25 protein-coding genes are annotated in these 25308 nt (G+C 44.5%); 2 read left to right on the forward strand and 23 right to left on the reverse strand.

Translation table 11 applies throughout. The features are described from left to right. Positions 1-16: 16 nt before the first annotated feature. From AC07NA_RS04755 to AC07NA_RS04805, 11 genes are all read right to left on the reverse strand, one after another. Complete coding sequence (locus tag AC07NA_RS04755) at positions 17-1306, reverse strand: MFS transporter (RefSeq protein WP_494896126.1); 1290 nt, start codon at positions 1304-1306, stop codon at positions 17-19. A gap of 200 nt (positions 1307-1506) precedes the next feature. Next, positions 1507-2379 carry an alpha/beta fold hydrolase gene (locus AC07NA_RS04760; RefSeq protein ID WP_494896128.1) on the reverse strand — a complete coding sequence of 291 codons (873 nt, stop codon included), beginning with the start codon at positions 2377-2379 and terminating at the stop codon, positions 1507-1509. Between the two features lie 104 nt (positions 2380-2483). Further along, positions 2484-2888 carry a GlcG/HbpS family heme-binding protein gene (locus tag AC07NA_RS04765; protein WP_494896129.1) on the reverse strand — a complete coding sequence of 135 codons (405 nt, stop codon included), beginning with the start codon at positions 2886-2888 and terminating at the stop codon, positions 2484-2486. A gap of 34 nt (positions 2889-2922) precedes the next feature. Further along, on the reverse strand, positions 2923-3225 hold the full coding sequence (locus AC07NA_RS04770; RefSeq protein ID WP_494896131.1) for a putative quinol monooxygenase: 303 nt from the start codon (positions 3223-3225) through the stop codon (positions 2923-2925). A gap of 115 nt (positions 3226-3340) precedes the next feature. Next, entirely contained in the window at positions 3341-4018 is a 678-nt protein-coding gene (locus AC07NA_RS04775) for a type 1 glutamine amidotransferase domain-containing protein (RefSeq protein ID WP_494896132.1), read from the reverse strand. Between the two features lie 100 nt (positions 4019-4118). Then, entirely contained in the window at positions 4119-5186 is a 1068-nt protein-coding gene (locus AC07NA_RS04780; protein ID WP_494896133.1) for an NADH:flavin oxidoreductase/NADH oxidase, read from the reverse strand. Positions 5187-5257: 71 nt separating this feature from the next. Then, positions 5258-6067 (reverse strand): alpha/beta fold hydrolase, encoded by an 810-nt coding sequence (locus tag AC07NA_RS04785; RefSeq protein WP_494896134.1) that lies wholly within the window; start codon positions 6065-6067, stop codon positions 5258-5260. A 478-nt stretch (positions 6068-6545) separates the two neighbouring features. Continuing rightward, complete coding sequence (locus AC07NA_RS04790) at positions 6546-6962, reverse strand: SRPBCC family protein (protein WP_494896135.1); 417 nt, start codon at positions 6960-6962, stop codon at positions 6546-6548. A 22-nt stretch (positions 6963-6984) separates the two neighbouring features. Then, positions 6985-8004 (reverse strand): aldo/keto reductase, encoded by a 1020-nt coding sequence (locus AC07NA_RS04795; RefSeq protein WP_494896137.1) that lies wholly within the window; start codon positions 8002-8004, stop codon positions 6985-6987. Positions 8005-8225: 221 nt separating this feature from the next. Next, positions 8226-8471: a DUF2630 family protein gene (locus tag AC07NA_RS04800; RefSeq protein WP_494896139.1), complete on the reverse strand. Its 246-nt coding sequence runs from the start codon at positions 8469-8471 to the stop codon at positions 8226-8228. 100 nt (positions 8472-8571) lie between these two features. Beyond that, the gene (locus tag AC07NA_RS04805; RefSeq protein WP_494896141.1) at positions 8572-9045 is read right to left on the reverse strand and encodes a Dps family protein; all 474 of its coding nucleotides are present in this window, start codon (positions 9043-9045) and stop codon (positions 8572-8574) included. 445 nt (positions 9046-9490) lie between these two features. Between AC07NA_RS04805 and AC07NA_RS04810 the strand changes: the two genes are divergently transcribed. After that, the gene (locus AC07NA_RS04810; protein ID WP_494896143.1) at positions 9491-11770 is read left to right on the forward strand and encodes a histidine kinase dimerization/phosphoacceptor domain -containing protein; all 2280 of its coding nucleotides are present in this window, start codon (positions 9491-9493) and stop codon (positions 11768-11770) included. Positions 11771-12120: 350 nt separating this feature from the next. Continuing rightward, a complete protein-coding gene (locus AC07NA_RS04815; RefSeq protein ID WP_494896145.1) occupies positions 12121-12933 on the forward strand; it encodes an SDR family oxidoreductase in 813 nt (270 codons plus the stop codon). Between the two features lie 117 nt (positions 12934-13050). On the opposite strand, the gene AC07NA_RS04820 is transcribed toward AC07NA_RS04815, so the two are convergent. From AC07NA_RS04820 to AC07NA_RS04875, 12 genes are all read right to left on the reverse strand, one after another. Continuing rightward, the gene (locus tag AC07NA_RS04820; RefSeq protein ID WP_494896147.1) at positions 13051-13965 is read right to left on the reverse strand and encodes a hypothetical protein; all 915 of its coding nucleotides are present in this window, start codon (positions 13963-13965) and stop codon (positions 13051-13053) included. Between the two features lie 353 nt (positions 13966-14318). Continuing rightward, complete coding sequence (locus AC07NA_RS04825; RefSeq protein ID WP_494896149.1) at positions 14319-14945, reverse strand: phosphatase PAP2 family protein; 627 nt, start codon at positions 14943-14945, stop codon at positions 14319-14321. A gap of 9 nt (positions 14946-14954) precedes the next feature. Continuing rightward, positions 14955-15368, reverse strand: coding sequence for an EamA family transporter (locus tag AC07NA_RS04830; RefSeq protein WP_494896150.1), 414 nt, complete (start codon positions 15366-15368; stop codon positions 14955-14957). A 153-nt stretch (positions 15369-15521) separates the two neighbouring features. Beyond that, positions 15522-16148 carry a phosphatase PAP2 family protein gene (locus AC07NA_RS04835; RefSeq protein WP_494896152.1) on the reverse strand — a complete coding sequence of 209 codons (627 nt, stop codon included), beginning with the start codon at positions 16146-16148 and terminating at the stop codon, positions 15522-15524. A gap of 24 nt (positions 16149-16172) precedes the next feature. Then, the gene (locus AC07NA_RS04840) at positions 16173-19292 is read right to left on the reverse strand and encodes an efflux RND transporter permease subunit (protein ID WP_494896153.1); all 3120 of its coding nucleotides are present in this window, start codon (positions 19290-19292) and stop codon (positions 16173-16175) included. 7 nt (positions 19293-19299) lie between these two features. Further along, positions 19300-20211, reverse strand: coding sequence for an efflux RND transporter periplasmic adaptor subunit (locus tag AC07NA_RS04845; protein ID WP_494896154.1), 912 nt, complete (start codon positions 20209-20211; stop codon positions 19300-19302). A 5-nt stretch (positions 20212-20216) separates the two neighbouring features. Beyond that, positions 20217-21500 carry a TolC family protein gene (locus tag AC07NA_RS04850; protein WP_494896155.1) on the reverse strand — a complete coding sequence of 428 codons (1284 nt, stop codon included), beginning with the start codon at positions 21498-21500 and terminating at the stop codon, positions 20217-20219. Between the two features lie 2 nt (positions 21501-21502). Then, positions 21503-22204, reverse strand: coding sequence for a YncE family protein (locus tag AC07NA_RS04855; RefSeq protein WP_494896157.1), 702 nt, complete (start codon positions 22202-22204; stop codon positions 21503-21505). 4 nt (positions 22205-22208) lie between these two features. Then, positions 22209-22433: a hypothetical protein gene (locus tag AC07NA_RS04860; protein WP_494896159.1), complete on the reverse strand. Its 225-nt coding sequence runs from the start codon at positions 22431-22433 to the stop codon at positions 22209-22211. A 154-nt stretch (positions 22434-22587) separates the two neighbouring features. Beyond that, complete coding sequence (locus tag AC07NA_RS04865; protein WP_494896161.1) at positions 22588-23202, reverse strand: VTT domain-containing protein; 615 nt, start codon at positions 23200-23202, stop codon at positions 22588-22590. A 126-nt stretch (positions 23203-23328) separates the two neighbouring features. Continuing rightward, the gene (locus AC07NA_RS04870; protein ID WP_494896163.1) at positions 23329-24594 is read right to left on the reverse strand and encodes a sensor histidine kinase; all 1266 of its coding nucleotides are present in this window, start codon (positions 24592-24594) and stop codon (positions 23329-23331) included. Then, the gene (locus AC07NA_RS04875) at positions 24578-25267 is read right to left on the reverse strand and encodes a response regulator transcription factor (protein WP_494896165.1); all 690 of its coding nucleotides are present in this window, start codon (positions 25265-25267) and stop codon (positions 24578-24580) included. Before AC07NA_RS04875 ends, AC07NA_RS04870 begins: the two co-directional genes overlap by 17 nt. Positions 25268-25308 lie beyond the last annotated feature (41 nt).

The following is a 25308-nucleotide window of genomic DNA, read 5'->3' on the forward strand; positions in this document are numbered from 1 at the left end:
TATTGTTTCTTCAAAATTAATGTCCGGCAGAACCATCTTTGTTTAACGCTAAGGGTGTGGCGCCGCGTATGCTTTGTAACCGGTGATGCAATTCCGGAATGCGCCATATCCTGCGTGAAAGCCACGCCATTAGGGTTACCAGTACAACCAGGAACAGGATCGGAATAGGCCGGCCTGTACCGAGCAGCGTACCCATGATGAGCGGCCCGGTTCCGTAACCTGCAAAAAGTATTCCGCTCCCGAGCGCAATGAGCTTGCCGGCAGCAACGCCCGCAGACGGAAGTTTAAGTATTCCGATGAATAACGGTTGCGAAAAACAGTACCCGACCGACATGATCGCCAGTAAACAATCGGCCAGCCATAGCGGTAGCTCTGCCAACATTACAAAAAGGCCCGCTATAGTCAGGAGAAGTCCGGAATAAAGTATGCGAATCACCTTGGAATCCAGATGATAACGGAACATGAGCATCGTGACCGTTAGGCCCGGAAGCCCGAAGATGATCAGCGGGTTCGCGATGCTAAATTCATCCAGCGCGTATTGTGTGCTGAAATAATAAATGATCCATACGAACACCGCAGAATGGAATACACCTGATATAAAAACGAAGCTGTAAATGATCCGGGCTTTCCAAATGGTCTGAAGGCCGGAATCTGTTTTAGCCGAACGTTGCACGCGGTAAACAGGTTGATGGTTTCGCTTTACAAAAATCACGTAGGCCAGCCAAAGCAACGCCGCTGCAATTCCGATTACCTGATATAAATAACGCCAGCCCAGTGATCTGTACAGCCAGCCTCCTGTACTTGGCGCGAATGTCATCCCTGTTGCTAAAAAGAAAATGATCACGGCCAGGTTGGTAAACGCCCCTTTTTTGTCAACCGATCTGCTGGCCATAATAAGGGCCGCCGGCAACATGGTGCCGCTGCCGAAACCGGTTAATGCCCTGTTGAGGAGAAAGCCCTCCCAGGATTCGACCCTGCTCAGCAGCAGAGAACCCACGCTGAGTGCGAGCAATGAGAAAGCGAACCATTTGTCGGGCTTTTTGAGCGCTGTAGTGAACCAAGCCATTGCTGCTGCAGCCATAGCAAAGGGAATAGCGAACGCCGGAATAGCCATACCTGTTAGCGAAGAATGGAACTCCCGGGTATATACCGGAACTAAAGGTGCTATCAGATAGAGCTGAAACATAAGCAGAGCGCATGACATACCCAGTATGATATTAAACAAATAGGGATAGGGTTGTGCCTGCGGCAAGGTTAACTCTGTTGTCGCCGGGTAAATGTCAGTGTCTTGAGCTGGTTCCTGCATCGCGGTCAAAGGTTAATTTTATATAATTAGCAGAAATAAATTAACTGATAAATAGCAAAGGTTTTTCGCTGCTTTGCTCATTCTTCTTTTGTAAAGCCGACTTAATGATCCGGGCTAACACAGATATATCCATCGGCAAACCCTAGCACTAATTTTTGATGGGGACAGATATGTAGTGTGGATGAATCAAGTACCGGCAATTATTTACCGGTTTTTCTATCTAAAAAATCCCTTATGATTGCCGAGATCTCTATGCCATGACTTTCCAGGGCAAAATGACCCGCATCGAACAGGTGATACTCCAGGTTTTTGACATCTTTTTTATAGGCTTCAGCACCACTCACCGGGAAGATATAATCATTTTTACCGTAAACGATGAGCATCTCCGGATCATGATCGCGCAGGTATTGCTGCCATTCCGGATATTTCGGCGGGTTTGTCCGGTAATCATAAAACATGTCTAACTGAATTTGCCCGTTCTCCGGTCTTTCCAGGTGACGAAGGTCTATTTCCCAGTTATCGGGACTGATCACGGAAGTATCACCGAGGCCATGTGTGTATTGCCATTTTAATCCGTCCGGATTATGGAATGTGCGTAAAGTGTCTTCGGCTTGCTTGTCATTCCTATCTTTCCAGTAAGCTTTGATCGGGTCCCAAAAAGTTTCCAGCCCCTCAGCGTAGGCGCAGCCGTTCTGAACAATCAGCGTTTCAATCCTTTCCGGGTATTTAGCGGCCAGCCGCCAGCCTACCGGAGCGCCGTAATCCATCAGGTAGAGGCTATACTTGCTAATGTTCAGTTTAGCGAGCAATTCTTCAATGATCACCGCGTAATTATCAAATGTATAAGCGAAATCCGCGATGGGGGGCTGCTCGCTTCTTCCATAACCCGGGTAGTCAGCGGCAATCAGGTGATATTTATCAGACAGATCTTCGATGAGGTTTCTGAACATATGTGAAGATGCCGGGTAGCCGTGCAAAAGTACCAGCGTAGGCGCATCTTTAGGCCCTGCTTCCCGGTAAAAAATGTTTGTTCCATTGATGTCAATAAAATGATACGTGGTTTGATTTTTCATATGTATATGTGTTTAAATATGTTGAATTGACCCGGAAACTGTCCCGGTAAATTACCTGTTGAATTATATTTTGACAGGTTAAAGGGTATATATGCGGCCTTAGCTCAGCCCCGGTAGGCGGCAGCTCCGGCACTGGCTACCTGGAAGTCCTGCTCAACGGCGCCGCCCGATACGCCAATAGCACCGATAACTTTGTTGGCGCTGTCTTTAATAACGATGCCTCCCGGAAACGATACCAGTCCGCCGTTCGTTTGTTCGATGTCATGCAGGGGGCCGCCGGGTTGTGATAATTTGCCGATATCCCCGGAATCGCGGTTAAAAAGACTGGATGTCCGGGCTTTCTTCAAAGCGATATCTGCGGAGCCCAGCATCGCGTCATCCATCCGGATAAATAATTTGATGTTGGCACCTTCGTCCACAATAGCGATGTTCATCGGAACCCCGATCTCTACAGCCTTATCTCGGGCCGCCTCGGCTATCCGCTGGGATTGAATAAGATCAATGCTCATATAACAGAATTTTAATAATAGAAAACCGGTAACTTTAAAAAATGAGGGGAGTGGTTACGTTAATCTCGCGCGCTTCAAGCAGCGGAACGATCTTCCCGACTACAATGCTTTGAAAGTGAACGGAATTACGATGTTCGGCTGCTGCCGTTTCATCTCTGTATCCTTCAAATAAAAGGAGGATGTTTGGGTCTGACTTGTCCTGTTGTATCTTGTAGAACAAATTACCTTCTTCGGCCGCGCTTGCTTTGGCAACATCCGGTAACAGGGCAAGTACATGAGTTAACTCGCCCGGCTTAACTTTCCATTTAGCGATAACATGGATCGGTGAATTTTCCATTTGACTGGGGAATTAGTTTAATTTAAAAAGATAATTGGCCTGCTGAGATTGCCTGGCCTGTTCAAAGAAAAATATGACCGCCGCTTTTACAAAAGCAACGGTCATAAACTCATTATTAATTAGTGCCTTCCAGTATGGCTTTTACCTTTTCGCCCACACCTGTGCCTGAAGCCGGGTTTTGGCCGGTAACCAGTCTGCCGTCAGCAATGCTGAAAGGCTGCCATGGATCTACGGTATGATAGATCGCACCCTGCGCGGTCAGCGCTGTTTGCAGATCGAAAGGCACATCTTCCCTGGCGTAATTATCTTCTTCGGCGGTGGTAAAAGATGATATATTTTTACCGTTTACGAGGTAAGAACCGTCGCTTAACTTCACATTCAGCAGAGATACAGGGCCATGACATACGGCACTTACCACCGCGCCGCGTTCCCAGGTTTCGGCAATTATTTTTTTCAATAAAGGAGCCTCGGGCAAATCTACCATTGGTGCTAAACCACCCGGAACAAATATGGCATCATACTGGCTCACATCTACCGTATCCAATTTTACCGCCTTTTGCATATCAGCCCAGCCTTTACCGGTCAGGAACTTGAGGTTACCGGGGTCTGCGGCTAAATTAAGCGCGTCCAGATATGGAGTATCGCCGGTAAGCGTAGCGAAATCAATCTGGTAGCCCGCTTCGCTCCATACCTCATAAGGGTGCGCAACTTCAGGCAAAAAGTTACCGGTTCTTCTGTTATGCGGACCGATAGCGTTAGCGTTAGATACGATGATCAGGATTTTCTTTTTCATGGTTGGTTTAATTTAAAATAACAATTATTGATTTGTTTTTATATCACTGTATTGGCTTCTAATATGGCCGATTATCTAAATTCGGGAGAAGGATGCCAATCTACTTAGGCTTCGCCCTTTGATATTGATGTGGCCAAGGCACATCGGCATGCACAATAGGCGCCGCTTTTAGCGGGAAATAAGGATCCCTTAACATTTCGCGCGCCATCATAACTACATCGGCGTCGCCGTTAGCAAGAATGGTTTCCGCTTGGGCGGCATCTGTGATAAGGCCAACAGTTCCGGTAAGCATGCCTGTACGTTTTCTTACTGCGGAGGCAAACGGTAACTGATAGCCGAAACCAACCGGTATTTGCTGCTGTGCGACCAGGCCGCCGGTAGTTACGTCCAGCAGATCGACCCCCTTAGCCTTCAGTACTTCAGCGGTTCGTACTGCATCTTCCAGTTCCAGGCCGCCATCAGCCCAATCCGTTCCGGTCATGCGAACAAAAAGTGGGCGGTCTTTTGACCATACCGAGCGTACGCCATCTATAATTTCCAGTAACAACCGGATGCGCCCGTCAAAACCACCGCCGTAATGATCTGTGCGATGGTTGGTTAGCGGAGAGAGGAATTGATGTAGCAGGTAACCATGCGCCGCGTGTATCTCTATCACCTTGAAACCGGCACGTACGGCGCGGTCGGCCGCCCTGGTAAAATCACTGATCACTTTTTCGATATATGCGAGATCCATGGCTGCAGGCTGCGGATAATCATCTGAGTAGGCAATAGGTGAAGGCGCAAGTGCCTGCCAGCCTCCTGAACCGGGAGGTATTTTGCCATGACCGCGCTGCAGGGCCATGGTGCCGGCCTTCCGGCCGGCATGTGATAACTGCACACCGGCTACGCATTGCTGCGAAGCTAAAAAAGAGGTGATGTGCTGTAGACCCGTTATGTGCTCATCCTTCCAAATGCCGAGGTCCTCCGGTGAGATCCGACCTTCGGGCGATACGGCAGTTGATTCCGTGATGATGAGACCCGCCCCGCCGACGGCACGACTGCCCAGGTGCACAAAGTGCCAGTCGTTGGCAAAGCCGTCAATGGCAGAATACTGACACATCGGCGACACGACTATCCTGTTTTTCAGAGTAATATTCTTAATCACGAGCGGTTCAAAAAGCTTTGCCATATTTTATTCTTTTGAGTACGATTCCCGGTTTTGAATAGGCTATATGCGAAGCCGCAATTGTTTCTTACGGTCTATTTTGCAGTTGCAGCTTTAAGTATGAGATCTGCTATCTTTTGGGGCTGTGCAAGCATGGCAACGTGGCTGCTGGGCACCATAATTGTTGTAGCACCTATTTTCTTGGCCGCATCGCGTTCTATTTGCGGCGAAATGATGTGGTCGTTCTCTGCAACCGCAAAGTAGCTTGGTTTATTTTTCCAGGCGGGGTTGCTTACCTTAGTTTGAATGCAACTTACATGGAACCTTCCCTGGCCGGCCGCAATTAGCCGTGCTTCCTGTTCCGGCAGATCCTGAGCGAAGTGGTTAATTACATCCTCATCGCTCATACGGATAAATCCATCGGTTACTATCGCGTTGATCAGGCCCGGCACAACCGGTATTTTCTTTACTTCATGAGCGTCCTTTTCAATATCTTCGATACTCTGGCCTTCATCCGGGGCATAAGCGGAAACGTAAACCAGTGCGCTAACCTTTTCATTATTGCCCGCCTGTGTAATAACTACGCCGCCGTAAGAGTGGCCTACCAGTATCACTTTGCCGGTCACTTCACCAAGGGCTCTTTCGGTAAAAGCAACGTCGTCTTTTAATGAGCTAAGTGGATTTTGAACGGCAATTGTTTTGTACCCTTGTTTCTGTAATATCGGGATCACCTTGTTCCAGGAGGAGCCATCGGCGAATGCGCCATGAACCAGTACTATGGTCGGTTTTTCGGCATCAGGTAAAGTGTCGCTTTTCTCAGGCGCGGTTTTGGCCGAGATAAGGGAAAGGCACATGATAGATGCGATGCTGGTAATTGAAGCGGCGGCGGCAATGTTGGTTTTCATAAGTATTATTTCTTAAGTTTTTATGTTTCTATTTCACAATTTGGGTTGGAATATCTGAGAGAAATTCAACTCTTCCCGAAAGCGTTTTTACTAAAACAAATGTCGTTGCAGGTAAGATGTTCTGTATATCAGTTTACTGATATGAGTTATCAAATCAATAATATATGAGCTATCTTAAAAACGAGTGCGGAACTTTTAGGCGATTTTGAGTCGATAATTTGTCTGATATTTATTCCGCATAAAAGTGAACTCTAACTACTGAGCTTTCAATGATATTTAACACAAAAAGTAAGATGATCGACTATAATTCAATGTTCATCATTCCTGTGTGAACAGCGGATAGAGGCATGTCTTTCAGGAGAGTTACTGCCAAAAAAGGAAAGGTTGCGGAGAGGATCTTATATAAAACAACACAAGAATTCGGCATCAGCGAACTCTTGTGTTTAATTGGCTTCACCGCTCCAAAATAACCATTGTATCAATTGGCATAATGCGCTTTCAACGCTTTAAGCCCATCTTCGTAAATGCCTTGAAATAGTGCAGACACCTCTTGTTCTGTAGCATTCACAGGTGTGAACTCTCCAAACCATTGGATAACGGCACCGTGCCCATCAGCGCTTTGGCTAACCCGTAAGGTAGAGAAATAGTTTTTTACCGGGAATGGCGCCTGTAAGATATGATAGGTATAGCTGCGTTTTGTTTCGTCGAAAATCATTAATCGCTCAATAATTATACCTCCGTCAGGATTGACGAGGTGCCTTACTCTTCCGCCCTCCCGCAATTCTGATTGCGGAATATAAGGTAACCAGTCGGGCAGCGCGTTGAAACCGCCAATCAGTTGCCATACCTTGTCGGCCTCAATCGGGATCTCGATAGATGCAGATGCTTTTGCCATATTGGATCTTGATTAATTGTTCTTATATTCTGTTGTCGATAGGAAGTGGTGCGGCAGGATCAACTAATTTTTGAGAGCGTAATTGATGCCAGAATTCGTCCGGAACGATCGCGTTAAGGGCTTCAATATCTTCCCTTATATGACTTGGCCGGCTGCCGCCGGGTATTACGGCAGCCACTGCCGGGTTAGCCAGGGAAAACTGCAAGCCGGCCGATTTCATGCTTACTCCAAGGCTATCTGCGATGGTTTTGATACTAATAACCTTGTTAAGGATCTCCGGAGAAGCCGGGGCATATTCAAAATGCTTACCCCCCACAAGCACACCAGAACTGTAGGGGCCTCCTGCCACAATGCTTAGGTTTCGCTTAAATACTTCCGGCATTACCCGCTGCAACGCAAGGCTGTGATCAAGTAAGGTATAACGGCCGGCAAGCAGAAAGGCATCAGGATGAGGGCTTTCCAAATTTAAAATGGTTTCGATAGGTTCTACCCGGTTAACGCCCAGGCCCCAGGCTTTGATAACGCCTTCGTCGCGAAGGCGGTCAAGTACCCTGAATGCGCCGGTGCGGGCGCTTTCAAATTTATTTAGCCATTCATCTCCATAAAAATCCTGCGAAACGTCATGAACCCATACAATGTCAAGGTAATCGGTTTGAAGCCGTTTCAGGCTATCTTCAATTGATTGTAAGGTGCCGCTGGTGGAATAGTCATTAACCATTTTATTAGGGCGGCCGTATTTAAATATATCGCCCTTTTCACCCAGGTCCCTGGCGCTAACGTCTTCAATTTCATCAAGAATTACGCGGCCGACCTTGGTGCTGATCACATAGTTTTCGCGCGGGTACTGAGAGAGGATATTGCCCAAACGGATCTCGGCTAAGCCTGCGCCATAAAAAGGCGCGGTATCGTAATAGCGTATGCCTTGATCCCAGGCGGCTTTAACAGTGGCTAATGCTTCCTCTTCAGGGATGTTTCTGAACATGTTACCCAGAGGAGCTGATCCAAAGCCTAACTTACCCGGAATTAGTTTTTTGATAGACATAGTTTTATAATTTAATTGATTACTCTTATTTTAAAGACGATCCTTGTTATTGCTGATCGCATCGCATTCAGCAGTATATGGGGTATAGCTTATTAAAACATTAATAATGCTGCTACGGGCGCTTGAAGAAGATCTCTCTCTGGTTGAAGATGGCAAATTGTCTTTCCAATGCCTGTTATTGGTTACCGGGCATCCCAGACGGAGCGTGTTAGGCTGTAAGGCTATTCTTTATAATGTTCAATCTGGTCAACCGGGCGTATTCGCGCGCTGTCGGGGTTTTGACCGGCATTAAGGAGGGCGCGGCGCTGACGCAAAAGATCCCAGTATTGGTCAAGTTCTAACTTGATATGATGTAATTCTTTTACGTCGGCATCTGTAATATTTGCCTTCGCATATAGATGTTCTTCGCGTTCAGTAAGTTTAGTAATATGTTCAAGAACAGTATCGTCTTTTAGGTTGTTTTCCATGGTATCCAAATAAGTACATCCTGTATTATAATATGATTATTGGTCAGGTTAAATTATAATCAAACCTGATGTAGGCCATCGCTCCCCCCCCAAGCATTTTTTAGCTCAGGTGTGCCCGGAGCATCCAGGCCATTTTTTCATGTGTTTGCGTTAACCCGGTCACAAAATCACTGGTCCCTGAATCCTTAAGATCGTTGGCAAAATGGTTGATAAGTTCGCGGAGTTTGATGATCAGGCTTTCGTGGTCATTCAATAATTCATCAACGAATCCCCTGCCGGTATTCTTTTCATGCATCACTTCTGAAAAATGAGTTAGGTCAAGAAAGTTTTTTAAAGTAGCCGGGGCGTAATGGCCGAGTGATCTTATTCGTTCAGCCACACTATCAACAATCTCGTCCAGTTGTGCATATTGCCCTTCAAAAAAGATATGCTTACTGTGAAAATCAGATCCTTCTACGTTCCAGTGCGCGCGCCTTGTTTTTGTGCACAACACAAATTCGTCGGCAAGAATGCTGCTGAGTTTCATCGCGACAGCAGCTAAATTTTCTGATGATATTCCAATTTTTGGTTCCATAAGTTTTTTTGTGACAGGGCCGGGAGAAGTCGTCCGGCGCTGATAAGGTCAAAATTAAGGAGCCTGTTTAACTCGCGTATATCAGAAAAATGATGATTGATATTAATACGATAATGCTAATGTTGCGGGGGAAAGATTTTCTTTATAGCAGTGCAACGATAATGATTTATATTCAATTCCGGTAAGCCAACTATTGTTATATCAGGCATCTATTCTATTATATAAATTATAACTATTATCAGTATTTTTATAGAGTACTTATAATGAGAATAGGCTTACAGCTATCTGCCGTAATAGAATGGATAAGCGGAAGTGTTTAAATATATTTGCAAGAAATACTTTGAGAGTAGATGAGGGGAAGTCTGCTGATCCCGCATTTTTCACTTAAGTCGTTATTATATTATATTCGGGTATAAAAGCTTCGGAAACTTCGAAACAAACCTATATGAGAAGCGCATTTTTATGCATATTCCTGCTTCAACTGGCCATATCGGCACTGGCACAAACCAGTAATCTGGATGAATTGCCTATGCCCGTATTACGACAGAAACTGGCAACAAGTACCGACGATACGACGAAGGTACAGCTACAGCTTGCCTTAGGGCACTTAATGCTTGCAAAACCTACAAAAGGAAAAAAGGACATTGATTCGGCGATAAGGTTTGCTGCGGAGGCTAATATGCTTAGTCGCCGGCTTAACTATCACTTTGGAATTATTAATGCGATGCTGCTTAATGTAGAAATATTTTATGACAAGGGCGATGGAAAAACCGGTGTAAAGATTGCTGAGAATGCCCTCGCTTTTTCGCGGCAGCACAATAATAGTGATGGAGAGGCAAGGTCATATCATATGCTCTCCAAGCACTTTAATATAGGTATCCCGGCCGAACTTCGGAACAGGATTTTATATAATAATAAGGCTATCGCTATATTCAGAAAAAACAGGAACTTCCATTTGCTTTCCGATATGCTGACCGTAAACGCAGACCTGCTATTTCAGGAGGACCGCACCACAGACGCACTCAGATTACTTTTCGAAGCGTTGAACCTGGGAAAAGGTGTAAGCCGGAGAACTGTAGAAGGGATTTACTGGAATCTTGGCCGAACTTCATATAAGTTAGGCGATTACGATAACGCGCTAAAATACACATTGCTGGCTCGTGAAACCGCCAGGGAGGTTAATGATACAACCGTGCAAGTGTGCGTTATCAATTATTTTATTGCTTCTTCCTATATTAAGAAACAGGATTATCACCGGGCAATTCCCTATTCGAAAGAGGCCGTTGATATGGCCAAACGGTATCATGAGGAGGGCTTCGTCCGGTCGGGATCTTTCGCGCTGGCCCTGGCATACACCCGTACTAACCAGCTCGCCAAAGCATTAGCTGTACTCAATGATGTGAAAAGCCGGCCCGGCGGTTTTTTGAAAAACTTAGCGCTAACCATAGAGTTTTTAAATAACCTGACCTATGCAAAGCGCTTTAAGCAAGCTGAACAATATGTGAATGAGTTGGAAGCCTTGTTGCCGAAGACCTATCCGGAGAATGTTAAAGAACTAATGAACGTTCATAACGCGCTCGCTTACTATTATTCTGAAACGGGCCAGGTAAAAAAGGCTTACCATTATACAGAGTTATATGCCACCATGGCACATAAACTAAATTATGCAGCAGGTATCAGAACTGCCGAATATCGCTATTACCAGCTGGTTTCGCTAAACGGGGATAAAAAGTCTGCCCTGGCGCACTTTCTTAAGGAACAGCAGATCAAAGATTCGATCGATAATGTTTCAAAAGCTTATCAGCTCTCCTTATTACATATTGAAAACGAGGCATTGGAAAAAAACAGGCATATCGACTCGCTCACCAGGGATGCGCTGATCAACGATGTTAAGCTAAAACGCAACCAACTCATTCAGAAGGTGACCATTGGCGGAACGGTTTTACTGCTGATTATTACCTCGCTTATTTATAGCCGGTACCGGCTAAAGCAACGCAGTAATGCACTGTTGTTACTACAGAAATCTGAGATCGATCAGCAAAATATTTCCCTTAAAAACCTTATATCAGACAAAAATCAACTCCTTGGAGAGAAAGACCTGCTTTTTAAAGAAGTAAACCACCGGGTTAAAAACAATTTGCAAATTGTGATGAGCCTGCTTGCGTCACAATCCGTTTACCTGTCTAACGAAAGTGCGCAGCAAGCCATTTTGGAAAGCCAGAACAGGGTTCAATCGATATTGCTTATTCATGATCAGTTATACAAAACCGATAATATTACAGATATTAACCTTTCATTATATATTAAAGAATTAGTTCATTCGTTAAACGATTCCTTAAATTACAAAAATAACAAGATCACGATAGAATGTGAGGTTGATGATATCATTCTTGATGTTTCCCAAGCGATACCTGTGGGCATCATTTTGAATGAAACCGTAACCAATGCCTTGAAATACGCATTCCCGGATGATCAATCGGGCACTATCACTATCCTTGTTAAATGGGTAGAAATGTTCATAGAGGTACAGATCAGTGATAATGGCGTAGGATTGCCGATGGGTTTCAGCCTCTCAGATATAAATACACTCGGAATTACGCTTTTGGAAGGGCTAACAGCACAACTTGAAGGATCATTTCATATCGAAAATAATAATGGACTGACCGTCTTTTTGAAATTTCCTGTAAAAATTGCCCAGATCCAGGCACAACCGTTGACCCAATAAATTGACATGCCTGCCAAAAAAATAATACTGCCGGCTTATTGGCCGTAAGGCGATACTCTGCTCATGGAAGATTTTACCGCTCTGTTTATTTAAAAACCAAACCACATAATAGATACTACCTCTTTTTATTTCCAGTTGATGGATGTTAACAGCCTTTGATTCTGCTGGTAAGCTATGGTGAGCCGGTATAATATCTTCGCAATTGCATAACCACATTGTTTTTTAATTAATGATTAGTTAAGTAATGACTGATATCAGCACGCTGATTTTAATCATAGATGCATTCCCTCGATTTTTGATCCGCGGGTATACCGCATAAATATCTAATCAAATAATTAAATTTTAGCATCATGCCAAAGAGTAAAACAATTCTGATCACCGGAGCGGGTTCCGGTTTAGGGGAAGGAACAGCTATCGGCCTTGCGCAAGCAGGCTTCAATGTGATTGCCGGTGTACACATCTACCCGCAGGCCACCGCGCTGCGTATTAAAGCAAAGGAACTGGGCCTGGAAAACAATCTGCGGGTTGAAAGATTGGATGTTCTCGACCAATACGACGTAGGTAACGCCCTTCGCTGGGATATAGATATACTGGTGAATAACGCGGGTATCGGCGAAACCGGTCCCTTATTCGAAATGCCGATTGATTTGGTACACAAGAATTTTGAAACCAATTATTACGCACCGCTGAACCTGGCGCAAAAATTTATAGCCAAATTTATCAAGGAAAAGAAAAAAGGGAAGGTAGTTTTCCTTTCTTCAATGGGAGGCTTGTTCTTACCCGAACATTTCGGGTCATATTGTTCCACCAAACATGCGGTGGAAGCCATGGCTGAATCGCTGCAGCAAGAGGTAAGGAAATATGGTATTCAAATACAAACCATCAATCCGGGCGCTTTCCTGACCGGCTTTAACGAAACTATGTTGGAAACTTCATTTCGCTGGCTTGATGATGAAAAGAACTTCACCAAGAAGGCCGACCTGCACGCATCCATCAACAAGCAAATCGACTCCCCGGATTGGAAACTGGTACCGCAGGATATGATCGACGAAATGGTGAGGGTCATTCCGGCAGAAACCGGCAAGTTTCGCAATGTATTCCCACAATTTGTGGAGGATATGCTGAAGGACAGCCAAGCCAAGGCCTGGACGAATACAATATAAAGGATAACGGACCGTCTCATAAATCAATTATGAGACGGTTTTAGTTTTTAGGATGATTTGTGATTATGGGATTGGTAAAGCGTCTGTATACGCCCCTCAATGTAAAAATCAACTTCACTATTTACATTCATATGTCCAGTTATCAATAAACCCTCCTGTTGATGTTTGGCCGTCACGGCTGGTAGAGGCCTGCCGCTCTGTTGGCTGACCTTTATCGTCATACGTATATTTGTAATCTTCGGTGTAATAAGAACTTTGGCCTGTATCAACATATTTGAATCCAAGTATATTATGCACGCTTTGTCGTTCGAACATGTAACGCATCTGGTCATAGTCTGTTGAAAAAACCATGAAATCATGTTGCAGGAACCAGCTGTTTTTAATATTGTGAAAGGGTGTGGGATGATTGTCGTATCCTTTAGCAGTGTAGGTTTTTACTACTTTGCCCATGTAGGTATAAGTGATTTTGCTTACGTCATTATTGTCATCATAAAAAAAAGTAGCCGTTGTAGCTGCGGTACCTGAAAATACACCGTTTTCCGAATACCCGCCGGTAACGGTTAATAAACGGCCTTTGGTATCATATGTAAATAGCCCTATGATCCAGTCGTTGGCTGATGCTGTACTGATATGATAGCTGCCCGGTTGTTTTTCGAGGTATTTGGTATCGTACTTAATTCCCAAATATAAAGCAGTTGAGGTGCCTTCTTTGAATAACATATAGTCGGGCTGTACAGTTTCTACCCTATTCAAAACACCGTTGTTATAAGAAGTTATTTTTGAAGGGTTATTATTAGCATCGTATTCGAATTTATAAAGCAGGGGAGTATTGCTCTGTGCTTTATAATACTCCTGGGTAAGTTTACAGCCGGTAACACTTACCGGAGGAGTTGTAGTATCAACCGGCGTTGTTTTTGTGGTGTCGCTTTTGTCAGGAGGCGGATTGCTCTTGTTTTTTTGGCAGGCCGAAAAAAGCAATACAAGGGTCGCGAAAATAATTTGCGCACACTGTGTTTTTTTAAAATAATTCATAGGAAGTGTTGTTTTCGGGTTTTTGTGCGGTTAGTATTCCTGTAGCCCCAAAGGATCAAAACACGTTAATTAATAGCAGTAATACTTTCGCGTATGTTGCATATCCTTACGAATTTGTTTCATCAGCCAACGATTAATTGTTACATCAACATCATTTATAATCCTATTTGGCTTCCAATGAAACCACCGTACATCTGATTAAACAACACATCTTATCAGCCTCGTGATTAATGATTAACCTTTTCAGCTTGAAATATGGCTTTCAATCCCCTATAAAGTAAAATTTACATGCCGCAAACTTTGATTTAGTGGAGTTAACCCTATAATTTAATTGCGTTATATTACTTGTGGAATTATTTAATTAACGCTTTGCGGCTGATAAATAAGGAAATCACCGTAAATGTGGCCCATGATGAGGCGCTGCTGATTGCCACTCCCCCTAATACATCAGAAGGATAATGTACGCCAAGATAAACGCGTGAAACGCCTACCAGTACAGCCCAAAAATAACAGGTACTCAAAAGAATCTTTCTTTCCGGATATACCAGCTTTAAAATCGCAGCCAGAAAAAAAGCATCCGATGTATGACCGGATGGATACGACCAACCTCCTCCCGGGCCCAGTGGATGAATCACAGAAAAAAGGTGAAAAGGACGGATCCGTGTTATAGCAGACTTAACAAGTAATACCGTTAAGCCTGAAACAATACCGGCTATTCCAATGGTACAAAATTTGATGTTAATGGTGCGGCTTTTGATAAAAATTGATGCGAAAAACAAAACTACAACTGTACCATAGGAGATTATTCCTGCGCTATTGGTAATGGTTAAAAACACCGTATCCCAAAAATCATTTCGCTGCGCATTGAAATGTATAACGAGCGCTTTATCATACGGGTAAAAAACGGTAGCCAGCATTACGGATAAACTCATTATAAAAAGCAAAAGCAGACTTGCTTTTGAATTGAAAATTAAATTCATGTGCATCATTTAAAAGATCAATACCAGCGTTCCACCAATAATTAAAACCGCACCTATCGCAGCTTTAACCGAAACAACCTCCTTTAAGAACACAGCCGACAAAATGATCGTTAGCGCTACACTAAGTTTATCAACCGGTGCTACCTGCGAAACCTTCCCTAATTGTAGTGCCCGGTAATAAAATATCCAGGAAAGACCTGTTGCGAGGCCGGACAAACCCAAAAATATCCAAGTGTTTTTAGTGAGCTCGCCAATGCCTTTCAGCTCACCACGCGCCATGGCTATTCCCCAGGCAACAACCAGGATCACTATTGTACGGATAGCAGTTGCCAAATCAGAGTTAACTTCCTTTACGCCGATCTTAGCAAAAATGGCGGTTAAAGACGCAAAAAATGCAGATAACAAAGCATAGATCCACCACATACTTATTGCGTTAATATCAAGGGTGAGTTTTTCAGGAGAAGATCGCAAAGGTCGTCTTTAAGATGCAGTAAGGATTCCTGTGCCCGGCTCATTGTGCCACAGTATCTGACCGGGATGATAATTATTTTGATGTTTCGCATGCGGATGGTATTACTATTCATTGGATACTTTCGGGTGATGTGTATACTTTTTGCGTAACCATTGATTGGCTTTGTAGGTAAGGTATGCCGTGCCGGTGCCAAGTATTGCCCCACCGAGTACATCTGTTGGGTAATGAACGCCGAGATACATCCTCGAATAGCCTACCGCCGCTGCATAAGTGTAAGACGGAACAATCACATACCATTTGGGGATGGCCAGGCTAAGTGAGGTAGCCGTAGCAAAAGACACGCTGACATGCCCCGACGGGAAACTATAATCTGTTGGTCCCTGCTTACCGGTGATCAGGTCGGGATGGGCTAAGTAAGGGCGCTCACGCTGGGTAATTCCCTTTACAGCGGTACTTAACACTACGGAACCACCGATAGCCACCAAGCCAACCAAAGCCTGCTGTTTCAGGTAATCGTTATGGCCCAACTGCCCCGCAACGAATAAACCAAGGGGTTCGGCTACAGCTGCAGGAGCCATAGTATTGGTGACGAAACGCCAGCGGGAATCCGGTCCGGGGTTTACCGGCCCGTTGATATGTTCTAACAAACGGAGATCCCAGTTCTGCGCTTTTACTGTTGAAGTGCCTGCCAGTAATGTAATGGCCAGCATCAGTTTAATCAATTTATTCATATATAGGTAATTATTTATTGAGCTTTATACTTCGTGGGTTTTCATGTGTTTGCGGTAACCCAGGCGTATCAAAGAGGGAAAAACAAAAAGTAGTAGTGGCAAGGCAGCAACAAAGCCGCCAATAACTGCTACAGCTAAGGGTTGCTGCATTTGCGCACCCAAGCCAATGCCCAAAGCCAAAGGCATTAAAGCCAATATGGCACCTATGGCCGTCATTAGCTTTGGACGGATACGCAGGCTGATAGCATAGTTAATGGAGGTGTCCACATCGCCGGTATCCGCCAGATTAAAGCGGAACTGGTTCAGGGTGAAAATGGCATTCTCGGCAATAATGCCCACGATCATGATAATACCTGTGTAACTGCTTACGTTGAGCGGGATATTGCAGATGAATAATGCCAGGATGCTGCCGCCTATACCCAATACCGAGATGAGGATCACCAGGCAGGCTAAAAGCCAGTCGCGGAACAGGAACAGCAATACCGCGAACACCAGCACAACGGCTAATCCCAGGATCAACAGCAGCTCTTTAAATGACTGTTGCTGTTCAGAGTATGCCCCACCGTAGCTGATAAAATAGCCTTTTGGCAATTTCACGCCGGCATTCAGCTTTTGCTGAATCTCCGTAATAGCGCTGCCCAGGTCACGGTTATCTAATCGTGCCGTTAAAATAATGTTGGGTTTCAAATCTTCCCTTTTCTGTTCTATCTCACCGGGTAAAACATTAACGGTGCAAAAGAAAGACAGCGGCCTTGTTTGGCCATTTGGCAAAAAGATGAGCTGCTTTTTGATATGCTCTAAATTGTTGTCTTTGAAATTGGTAAAGCGCATCAGTATCTTTCGCATTTGTTGCCCGTCCTGTAGCTCACCTATCTGGATACCGCCTGTTAATGCCGCCTGTGAGGCTGAGGGTTCAATCACATTAGCGTTCATCCCCAGCGGAACGCCGCCTGTGTAAGCCGATAATTGCATTTGGAAGTCCGTCATCGAGATTCCAAAAAGATCCAATTTGTCCTGGTCGGGCACAAATTCCAATGAAGGCCCGGCTGCAATCAATCCATCGTCTAAATCAGTAACACCCTGAATTTTATGTAGTATGCCAGTAGCTTGTTTATCCAGTTCCTGGAGCTTGTTATAATCATCGCCGAAGATCTTAACCTCTATAGGCGATGGTGTGCTCATCAGGTCGCCCAGCAGATCGGATATGCGCTGGCCAAATGAAATATGCATCACAGGTACCTGTTGGCCTATCTTCTGGCGTAGGTCGCTGATCACCTCATCCGTTGTTTTCTTACGGTCTTTTTTAAGCTGAATGGAGTAATCCCCAAAATTGGGCTGGGAAGTTTTGAATGCCATTTTTACACCTGTACGGCGGGAATAGGTTTCCACTTCCGGTTGGCTGGTAACAATCTTTTCCATCTGCTTACAAAGGCGGTCGGTTTCCTCAATGGAGGTGCCCGCAGGCGAAAAATAATCGAGCACAATGGTGCCCTCATCCAAATTAGGCAAAAAACCGGTTTCCAATTTACCGGAAGCCAAGTAGGCAGATACACCCAGCAACGCAATAAATATCAGCGCAAATACGGGCTTCTTAAAAGTCCAGGTAAGCCATGAAAGCTTATTGGTTGAAAAATCATTATGCTTATGTTCACTTCCCTTATGGGGGCGGTAACCAACTACCATGTGCAACACTGGTAACAACAGCCAGGTAACTAAAAACGAACAGATCAGCGTAACCTGCATGGTATCCGATAATTCCTTGAAGAAGCTACCAGCCAACCCACTCATGAGGCGGAATGGGAAAAAGATAACAATAGTAGCCAGCGAAGAGCCGATCATGGCCGGGAAAAGTGCTTTGATAGCATCGATAACTACATCAAAAATGTGCTTTTCCGGGTATTCCTCGTGCTCACGGTGAATCTGTTCTATAATCACAATGGCATCATCAATCACCAGGCCTACCGAAGCTGCAATAGCGCCCAGCGACATGATATTGATAGTAATGCCGGTTAAATACAATATGCTTATGGTAAAACCCAACGTTACAGGGATCGACAACATCACCGCCAAACTGGAGCGCCACGATTTCAGGAAAAAGATCATCACGATAATGGCCAGGATCAAACCTTCGTAAATGGTTTTGATAACGCTGTGAATACTGTCGCCTACAAAAGCGCTCTGGTCATAATAGGGGGTAAGTTCATAACCGTCCGGCAGTGCTTTCCTTACTTCATCGGCTTTAGCCGCGGCATCCTTGGCGAAATCGATGAGGTTTACGCCCGGTTGTTTCACGAGGTCAATTTGTACCGCGTTTTTACCATTGGCATTCACAATCACAAATTCCTGCTGCTCCTGTAAATCCACAGTAGCGAAATCCTTAAGCTTGATCAACCGGGAGCCATCATTACGGATTGTTAAATTAGATAGCGCATCAACATCCAGTACGCGGGTATCGGTGAGTGTGAGGTACAACCGGTTAAAATCTGCCAGGTTGCCGTTGGATAATACAAAATTGTTATTCGCAAAAGCAGCTTTTACAGCAGCGGGCGATATGCCCAGTGTGGACATTTTTACGGCGTCGGGAATAACAATAAACTCTTTAGAACGCCCGCCGCGGGTTACCACGTTGGCTATCCCCTTTACTCTCGAAAAGATAGGCCTTAACACAAGATAGGCCTGATCTTTTAATGCCACCTGCCCATGCGTTTTACTGGTTAACGTATAACCGTAAACCGGGAAAAGCGACTGGTTCATGGCCTCGATGGACATGTTTATACCCGCAGGCAAAAAGTTCTTGATCTCGTTTACCCGGCTTTCTATCTGTGTTTTCTGCGCATAGGTATCAAGCCCCCAGTCAAAATAAACATCAATGGTAACGCTGCCCCGGCTGGTACTGCTTTTAACAATGGTAACACCGCGCACTTTTTTTACCGCGCTTTCCAGTGGCTTGGTCACGGTAAGCATCATCCTGTCTATCGGTAGCTGTCCTGCGTCGGCGATGATCGCCACACGCGGGAACAGCACCTCGGGGAAAAGGTTCGTTTGCATATGGGTGTAGAAGTACACCCCGGCGGCCAGCAGTATCGCGCCTACAAATATGATCGGCCTTGAAAATTTCTGGAAATAGTTCTTTTTTTCTTCCATGGCCCTGTTATTTGTTTACTGTTACCAGGGCGGTATCCGCCAGTCCGTAATTGCCGCTAACCAGTATCTTGTCGCCCTGCTGAAACTTGGGCGAAAGGATCTCGATATGGGTGTTATCCTTTGTGCCCGTCTTAACGGGAATTTTAACGGCCGTGCTGTCATTCACCAGTTTCATTATCCAAAAATCTTTCAGTAACTCGTCGCTCAATACACAGCTTTTGGGCAGCATTTGCCTATTGCCGGATGGTGCCTGGTCAAACTGAACTTTTCCTAACAGGTTTTCAGGCAGGAAAAGATTCTGCGCGGGTTTTGCAAGCATTACCTGAGTTTGTTCCGTAATATTCATGGTTGCCAACGGCGTGTTGATGGTTGCGGTGTGTTTTGAGCCGTCAGGCAGGGTTATTACGCACACTTTCCCCGGCTTAACAACGTCCGCGTATTCATAAGGTACGTTCACCTGGAAAGCCAGGTCCTGGCTGGCTGCTATGGTGCACAACTGTGTCCCTTCCAGTACGTACTCCCCGGTTTGCTGTTTATCAAAAGTGGTAATGATACCCGATGCAGGCGCAGTAACCGTGATCAAACCGAAGCCTTTGAGCGATGGGTCAACCCTGGTGATATCGGTACCGAGGGCTTTGCGTTCTTTGGATTCCAGCAGGTAAAGCGGCTGTCCTTTTTTCACATGATCGCCCAATTTAACATACACGTTAGTGATAAACGCCGCAATGGAAGACGTAACCATGTTCCGTTTAAGGTATATAGAGGTGGCGGATAAAACCAGGTTATTGCTGATCTTGCCGGAATCTATTTGAGTGATCTGTACAGCCGCCCGGGGTTTTGTTTCATTAACCGGTGGGGTAGTGCTATGGCAGGCGCTTAAAAAAAGCAGGGCTAATAATATGATAGTTGATGTTTTCATGATTTTTACCAATTCCAGTAATTGTAGGCGTTGATTAATAAGTTGCGGTTGGTTTCCAGTTGCAGCAGATCGCGTTGTGCAGTAGTGCGGTTTTTCAGCACATTTATAAAGTCGATCACAGACAATTGCGCCTGGATAACCTGTGTGCGGTAACTGCTGAGCAGCGACTGGTATTCCTTTAATTGTTTTTGCTGGTTTTGCAGCCTGCCGTCGTAGGATCTGAGTTCGTCGAGCACCTGGGTTTTGCGCAGTTCATTTTGAAATTGCGCGTTACTTTTGCTGAAGGCGATGGTTTGCAGTTGGGCCGTCGTTTTTCGCCGGGTAATATTTTTTTGATGCCCGTCAAGTATGCTCCAGCTCAGGTTCAAACCGGCACTTAAGCCGAAACGGTCATAAATATGATTGAAATGCGTAGCATTCAGCCCGGTATTACTAAAGGCGCTAAACTGCGGCTGATATTTCGTTTCGAAAGCTTTTTGCGTAGCTACGATGTTCAGGCTGTCAAGCCTGTATTTCTCCAGGTATTGTGAACTGGCTACAGCAATATTTACCTTTAAATTCAGGCTATCCAGTTCTACGCTCACTGTATCCCTGCTGCCGCTCATGATGCGCAGTTCCAGCAGATCTTTATGGTATGCTGCCTGGTAGGTAAGGAAAATATTCCGATTGTTTTCGTACTCAATGTTCAGCAGGATGAGGTCGGAGTTTTTGAGTAAGCTGGCGTTAACCAGTTTTTTAACGATCACTCGTTGCTGATCGATGATCTTCATGTTTTCTGAAGCGTTGCCGATCTGTTTTTTATCCAGCAGGCAAAGGATATATTGATCAGTGACGGATTTTTCCAGGTCGTGACGGGTTAGTTTAATGGTATTGGCGTTGATTTGCGAACCAACGCGCGATTGTTCTGAAAGTATCTCTGCCCGTTTCGCTGCAAACAGCGGCTGATTAGCGGCTACGAGCCCTTGCATGCTGCCGCCATTGGTGGTGCCGAGATCAAAACCGTAGTAATTGGTGGCACCTGTTGAGTTAAGGTCAAAGCCCTTATGCCCTGCATCGGTCACGTATACCGGGGCGAAAATATAATTGGCGTTCAGGCTCAGTTGTAGTTTGGTTGTCATGGCCTTGATCCGTTCGGCTTCGGCCTGGTTGGTAATTTGCTGATTTTTATTGTCGTTGATCAGCGGGCTGTTGGTGTACGCCAGGTCCAGGAAAGCAGGCAAGTTAGTTTGGGCCTGCAAACCCGTTACGGAAAGGCATATCAGTAATGTAAATGCGATGAAGTATTTCATGATTATTTTGCCGGGTGAAAAATCTGGATGGCTGCCGGTTGAGATGTCGTACGCGGTTCGGCCAGGATATACTGATCGGTTGATGGTATGAACAAAGCGGTTCCGGCGTGGCTTCGTGTTGGTATCTGTTGTAATGGTGTTAACTTCCCATGTGTACTGCTGAAAACATCGACAAAGCCTTCGCTGCAAGACACATAAACCTGTGATCGCTTACTATCAAAGTAAACCCCATCTACATCTTTATGGATTGCCGCACGGCCCACTTCTTTGCCGGTGACCATAGAATGCACCACTAACTGGCCTCCACCACAACCAATGTATAGTAGCTGCCCCGGCCTGTCTATGGCCATGGGGATATTATCCTTTTGGCATTTAACCGGCCAGTTAGCGATAACCCTGTTTTTTTTACGGTCGATTACCTGGATCAAACCTTGCCCGGGTTCGTTCACATAAATACGGTCTGCCGTCAGTTCAAATTGTTTAGGGAATCCGGCAAGGGGAATTTCACCGGTGATTTTATGTTGTTTAAGATCAATGATGCCGATAGCGCCAAAACTTTGGCCTACTCCCACGAATAGTTGCTGCGTAGCCTCATCAAAACGCAGGTTATTGCATTTTTCCTTAAACCGGTAGGTTTTAAGGGTTTTTAAGCTGGCGGCGTTAACGGCGGTTACTTTACCATCTAAAGCTGTAGCTACGTACAATGTGTTACTTGCCGCATGATAGAATACCCATTTGGGTTCCTGAAACCCCGGGACTACCTGTGTGTTTATTGGTCTTCATATCGAATACCTCTACAGAATGGTTATCCTGGGCGGCAAGAAATAATCTTTTGTTACCGGCATCATAGGCCATCAGGTCAAAATCGCCTTTAACATTGGGCATGGTGATCTCCTGTTGCCTGGTTAGTACGGCCTGTTTTTGGGCTTGCAAGAGTGTTGTTCCTGAACACAGGAAAACAAGAGTTTGTATAAAAAAGAGCCTGTTTAATTTCACGTTTATGCGGGCAGTTGTTTAATGCTGCCGAAACAAAACTCCCGCAACAATCTGAAAGGTTTCTGAAAAGCAAGCCCTTCAAATCAAATACTTAATTATTTTTTTTGATGGCAGCAAAGCCTACCGGAAGAAGTGATATAACCACTATGCCGATCACAAATAAGGAGAAGTGATCTTTGATCAAGGGTATTTGGCCAAAGAAATAGCCAAGTGATAAAAATAATATTACCCATATGCTGCCTCCGGCAATATTGAATTCTAAAAATTTGGCTAAAGGCATTTTACTCACCCCGGCAACAAAAGGCACAAATGTGCGGACGATGGGTACAAAGCGCCCTAAGGCAATGGATTTGCCGCCATGCTTGTCGAAGAATGCTTCCGCGCGCTGGTAGTAGTCCAGCTTTAGTATTTTGTTGTTCTTTTTAAATACCCTGGGGCCGAAATAACCGCCAAGCTTATAATTCAGCAGATCACCGGTAAAGGCAGCGAAGATTAATAGCAACCCTAACAACAAAATATTTAAGCCGGTATTACCTCCTGCTACCAATGCCCCGGTTGCAAATAAGAGAGAATCTCCGGGAATAAAAGGCATGATCACTATACCTGTTTCTATAAAGATCATTCCAAACAGGATGAGGTAGGTATAGCCGTGGTACTGGTTAATCAAATCAGCCAGGTATTTGTCAATATGCAGCAAAAAATCCATAGGTAGCAGTTATGCCCAAATAAAGCAGCCAATCCTGGAAAAAATCTGAATTAATGAAAGTTAAGTTTTTAAAAGAGCAGAATTATCCCAATTGTTTCCAAATTGCTTTCAGAAACTGATGATCATTTAAAAATGTATAGTAAATTGATGAGCATTATCAATATACCTGTAACCCACTTCCATTTTCATGAGATCGGTGATCTGCCTTACAATTGCCAGCCCTAAACCTACGCCGTATTTACTTGCTTTATTTTTACCGAAACGGGTAAAAAGAATTTCTTCATTAAAATTCAACGGAGCGCCTGAGTTTTGTATATGCAACGAGGCATTAGTAAGAATAATTGCTATAGTTCCTTTTGCAGGCGTATGGTTAACAGCGTTGCTTAATAAATTGGAAAGGCATATTTCGATCAGCATGGGGTTTCCGTTCAGCACTTTATCCGTATAATATGATTTGACCACGACGATCTCTTTTTCTTTAATAGCCTCTTCAAGGTGCTCTAATATTTTATCTACCAGTTCTTGTAAGGGTATTATTGAAATTTCATCAAATTGATGGTTTTCAATTTGTGAAAGGAGCAACAAACTTTTGTTCAGGTGGTTCAAACGTTCTATCGCCTCATATTGCGATTGCAGATAACGGGCTTGTTCAGCGGTAAGGCCTTCAGATACGATAAGCAGGTCAAGTTTGGATTGTAATATAGCCACCGGGGTTTGCATCTCATGGGAGGCATTTTCGATAAAATTCTTCTGCTGAATAAAAATTCCGTGGTTTTTTTGGATCAGATCGTTTACCACTTCATTTAGCGTGTCAAACTCTGAAATGCCGGATGATGGAATACCTGAATTAGGATCTTTACCCATCTCATAACGTTTCAACCAATCAATGATCCTGTCAAAAGGGCGCCAGATGCTGCGTGAGGTTTGCCTGTTAATGATAATCCAGCCCCCAAAAAGAACGATCAATAGTATCGCCTGGGCTTCGGCAATTCCCACAATAAGATCCTCACTTTCTACCAACGAACGCCTGATGGTTGCCTGGTAGGTTATATTGTTAATTTTCAGGGTTGTCCGAAGTTCCCTGTACGGCTCCATTTCCTTAGCCAGCGTATCGAGATATACTTTTGCATAAATTGTATCCTTTTGTATTCCTGCCGCCGGTAATGGATATAACCTGACTTCCTGATCAATCCCCAGCCATATTTTTAGATCATGGTCGTTATTCAACTTTTGGGTGCGGATCAGTAATTCACTTTTTTTTAGCCTAAGCGCGTCGTCAACATCCTGGTAATAAAGCTGCTCAATAATAAAATAAAAAACAGGAATACTAATCAACAGCACCACACAAGCATATCCTAAAAGGTTACGGGAGGTTTTAGTGAGCAGTTTCATACAATTCAAATTTGTAACCTACACCGTAAACCGTTTTTATATAATCTTTACCGCCAGCTTCTGATATTTTCTTTTTTAGGTTTTTCATGTGCGCATATACCACATCCTGACCCCGGTAATAGCCGGATTCATTTTGGGACAGATGTTCTGAAATAGCTGATTTTGAAACAATTCGATTTTTGTTGGAAACCAGGAAAAGCAATAGATCGAGTTCTTTTTTATTTAGCACCAATGGCTTACCATGTACCAACACCGTTTTGTCATCAACGCTCACTTGTAATTCATTGAACACAAATGTGCTGGATCCCTGAAAATTGCGGCGACGGATCACAGAGTTCAAACGGGCGCTTAGTTCAGGAAGGTGAAATGGTTTTGCTAAATAGTCATCCGCGCCAAGATTTAAACCTATTAATTTATCATTTAGTGCGCTATTGGCAGAAATAACAATGATTCCATCGTTTCTTTTCATGCTTTTGATCAGTTTAATTAGTTCCAGACCGCTACCACCAGGCAATCCAATATCGATGATAACGCAGTCGTATTGAAAATCAATGATCATAGTTTCTGCCGCGAAAAAATCGGCCGCAACTTCACAGCGGTAATTTTCCTTTAGCAAATAAGAAGCAATACTGCCTGACAACTCGGACTCGTCTTCCACAATTAAGATCTTCATTTCACGTTGTTAGTTTTCTTTAATAAAACCTTAGCAATGCT

This window comes from Mucilaginibacter sp. GW821-FHT07G05, assembly GCF_059418565.1.

What these genes read in the sequence shown, in the direction of transcription:
- AC07NA_RS04755 (WP_494896126.1), bottom strand. Translation starts at nt 1,306, where the DNA reads ATGCAGGAACCAGCTCAAGACACTGACATTTACCCGGCGACAACAGAG.
- AC07NA_RS04760 (WP_494896128.1), bottom strand. Translation starts at nt 2,379, where the DNA reads ATGAAAAATCAAACCACGTATCATTTTATTGACATCAATGGAACAAAC.
- AC07NA_RS04765 (WP_494896129.1), bottom strand. Translation starts at nt 2,888, where the DNA reads ATGAGCATTGATCTTATTCAATCCCAGCGGATAGCCGAGGCGGCCCGA.
- AC07NA_RS04770 (WP_494896131.1), bottom strand. Translation starts at nt 3,225, where the DNA reads ATGGAAAATTCACCGATCCATGTTATCGCTAAATGGAAAGTTAAGCCG.
- AC07NA_RS04775 (WP_494896132.1), bottom strand. Translation starts at nt 4,018, where the DNA reads ATGAAAAAGAAAATCCTGATCATCGTATCTAACGCTAACGCTATCGGT.
- AC07NA_RS04780 (WP_494896133.1), bottom strand. Translation starts at nt 5,186, where the DNA reads ATGGCAAAGCTTTTTGAACCGCTCGTGATTAAGAATATTACTCTGAAA.
- AC07NA_RS04785 (WP_494896134.1), bottom strand. Translation starts at nt 6,067, where the DNA reads ATGAAAACCAACATTGCCGCCGCCGCTTCAATTACCAGCATCGCATCT.
- AC07NA_RS04790 (WP_494896135.1), bottom strand. Translation starts at nt 6,962, where the DNA reads ATGGCAAAAGCATCTGCATCTATCGAGATCCCGATTGAGGCCGACAAG.
- AC07NA_RS04795 (WP_494896137.1), bottom strand. Translation starts at nt 8,004, where the DNA reads ATGTCTATCAAAAAACTAATTCCGGGTAAGTTAGGCTTTGGATCAGCT.
- AC07NA_RS04800 (WP_494896139.1), bottom strand. Translation starts at nt 8,471, where the DNA reads ATGGAAAACAACCTAAAAGACGATACTGTTCTTGAACATATTACTAAA.
- AC07NA_RS04805 (WP_494896141.1), bottom strand. Translation starts at nt 9,045, where the DNA reads ATGGAACCAAAAATTGGAATATCATCAGAAAATTTAGCTGCTGTCGCG.
- AC07NA_RS04810 (WP_494896143.1), top strand. Translation starts at nt 9,491, where the DNA reads ATGAGAAGCGCATTTTTATGCATATTCCTGCTTCAACTGGCCATATCG.
- AC07NA_RS04815 (WP_494896145.1), top strand. Translation starts at nt 12,121, where the DNA reads ATGCCAAAGAGTAAAACAATTCTGATCACCGGAGCGGGTTCCGGTTTA.
- AC07NA_RS04820 (WP_494896147.1), bottom strand. Translation starts at nt 13,965, where the DNA reads ATGAATTATTTTAAAAAAACACAGTGTGCGCAAATTATTTTCGCGACC.
- AC07NA_RS04825 (WP_494896149.1), bottom strand. Translation starts at nt 14,945, where the DNA reads ATGAATTTAATTTTCAATTCAAAAGCAAGTCTGCTTTTGCTTTTTATA.
- AC07NA_RS04830 (WP_494896150.1), bottom strand. Translation starts at nt 15,368, where the DNA reads ATGTGGTGGATCTATGCTTTGTTATCTGCATTTTTTGCGTCTTTAACC.
- AC07NA_RS04835 (WP_494896152.1), bottom strand. Translation starts at nt 16,148, where the DNA reads ATGAATAAATTGATTAAACTGATGCTGGCCATTACATTACTGGCAGGC.
- AC07NA_RS04840 (WP_494896153.1), bottom strand. Translation starts at nt 19,292, where the DNA reads ATGGAAGAAAAAAAGAACTATTTCCAGAAATTTTCAAGGCCGATCATA.
- AC07NA_RS04845 (WP_494896154.1), bottom strand. Translation starts at nt 20,211, where the DNA reads ATGAAAACATCAACTATCATATTATTAGCCCTGCTTTTTTTAAGCGCC.
- AC07NA_RS04850 (WP_494896155.1), bottom strand. Translation starts at nt 21,500, where the DNA reads ATGAAATACTTCATCGCATTTACATTACTGATATGCCTTTCCGTAACG.
- AC07NA_RS04865 (WP_494896161.1), bottom strand. Translation starts at nt 23,202, where the DNA reads ATGGATTTTTTGCTGCATATTGACAAATACCTGGCTGATTTGATTAAC.
- AC07NA_RS04870 (WP_494896163.1), bottom strand. Translation starts at nt 24,594, where the DNA reads ATGAAACTGCTCACTAAAACCTCCCGTAACCTTTTAGGATATGCTTGT.
- AC07NA_RS04875 (WP_494896165.1), bottom strand. Translation starts at nt 25,267, where the DNA reads ATGAAGATCTTAATTGTGGAAGACGAGTCCGAGTTGTCAGGCAGTATT.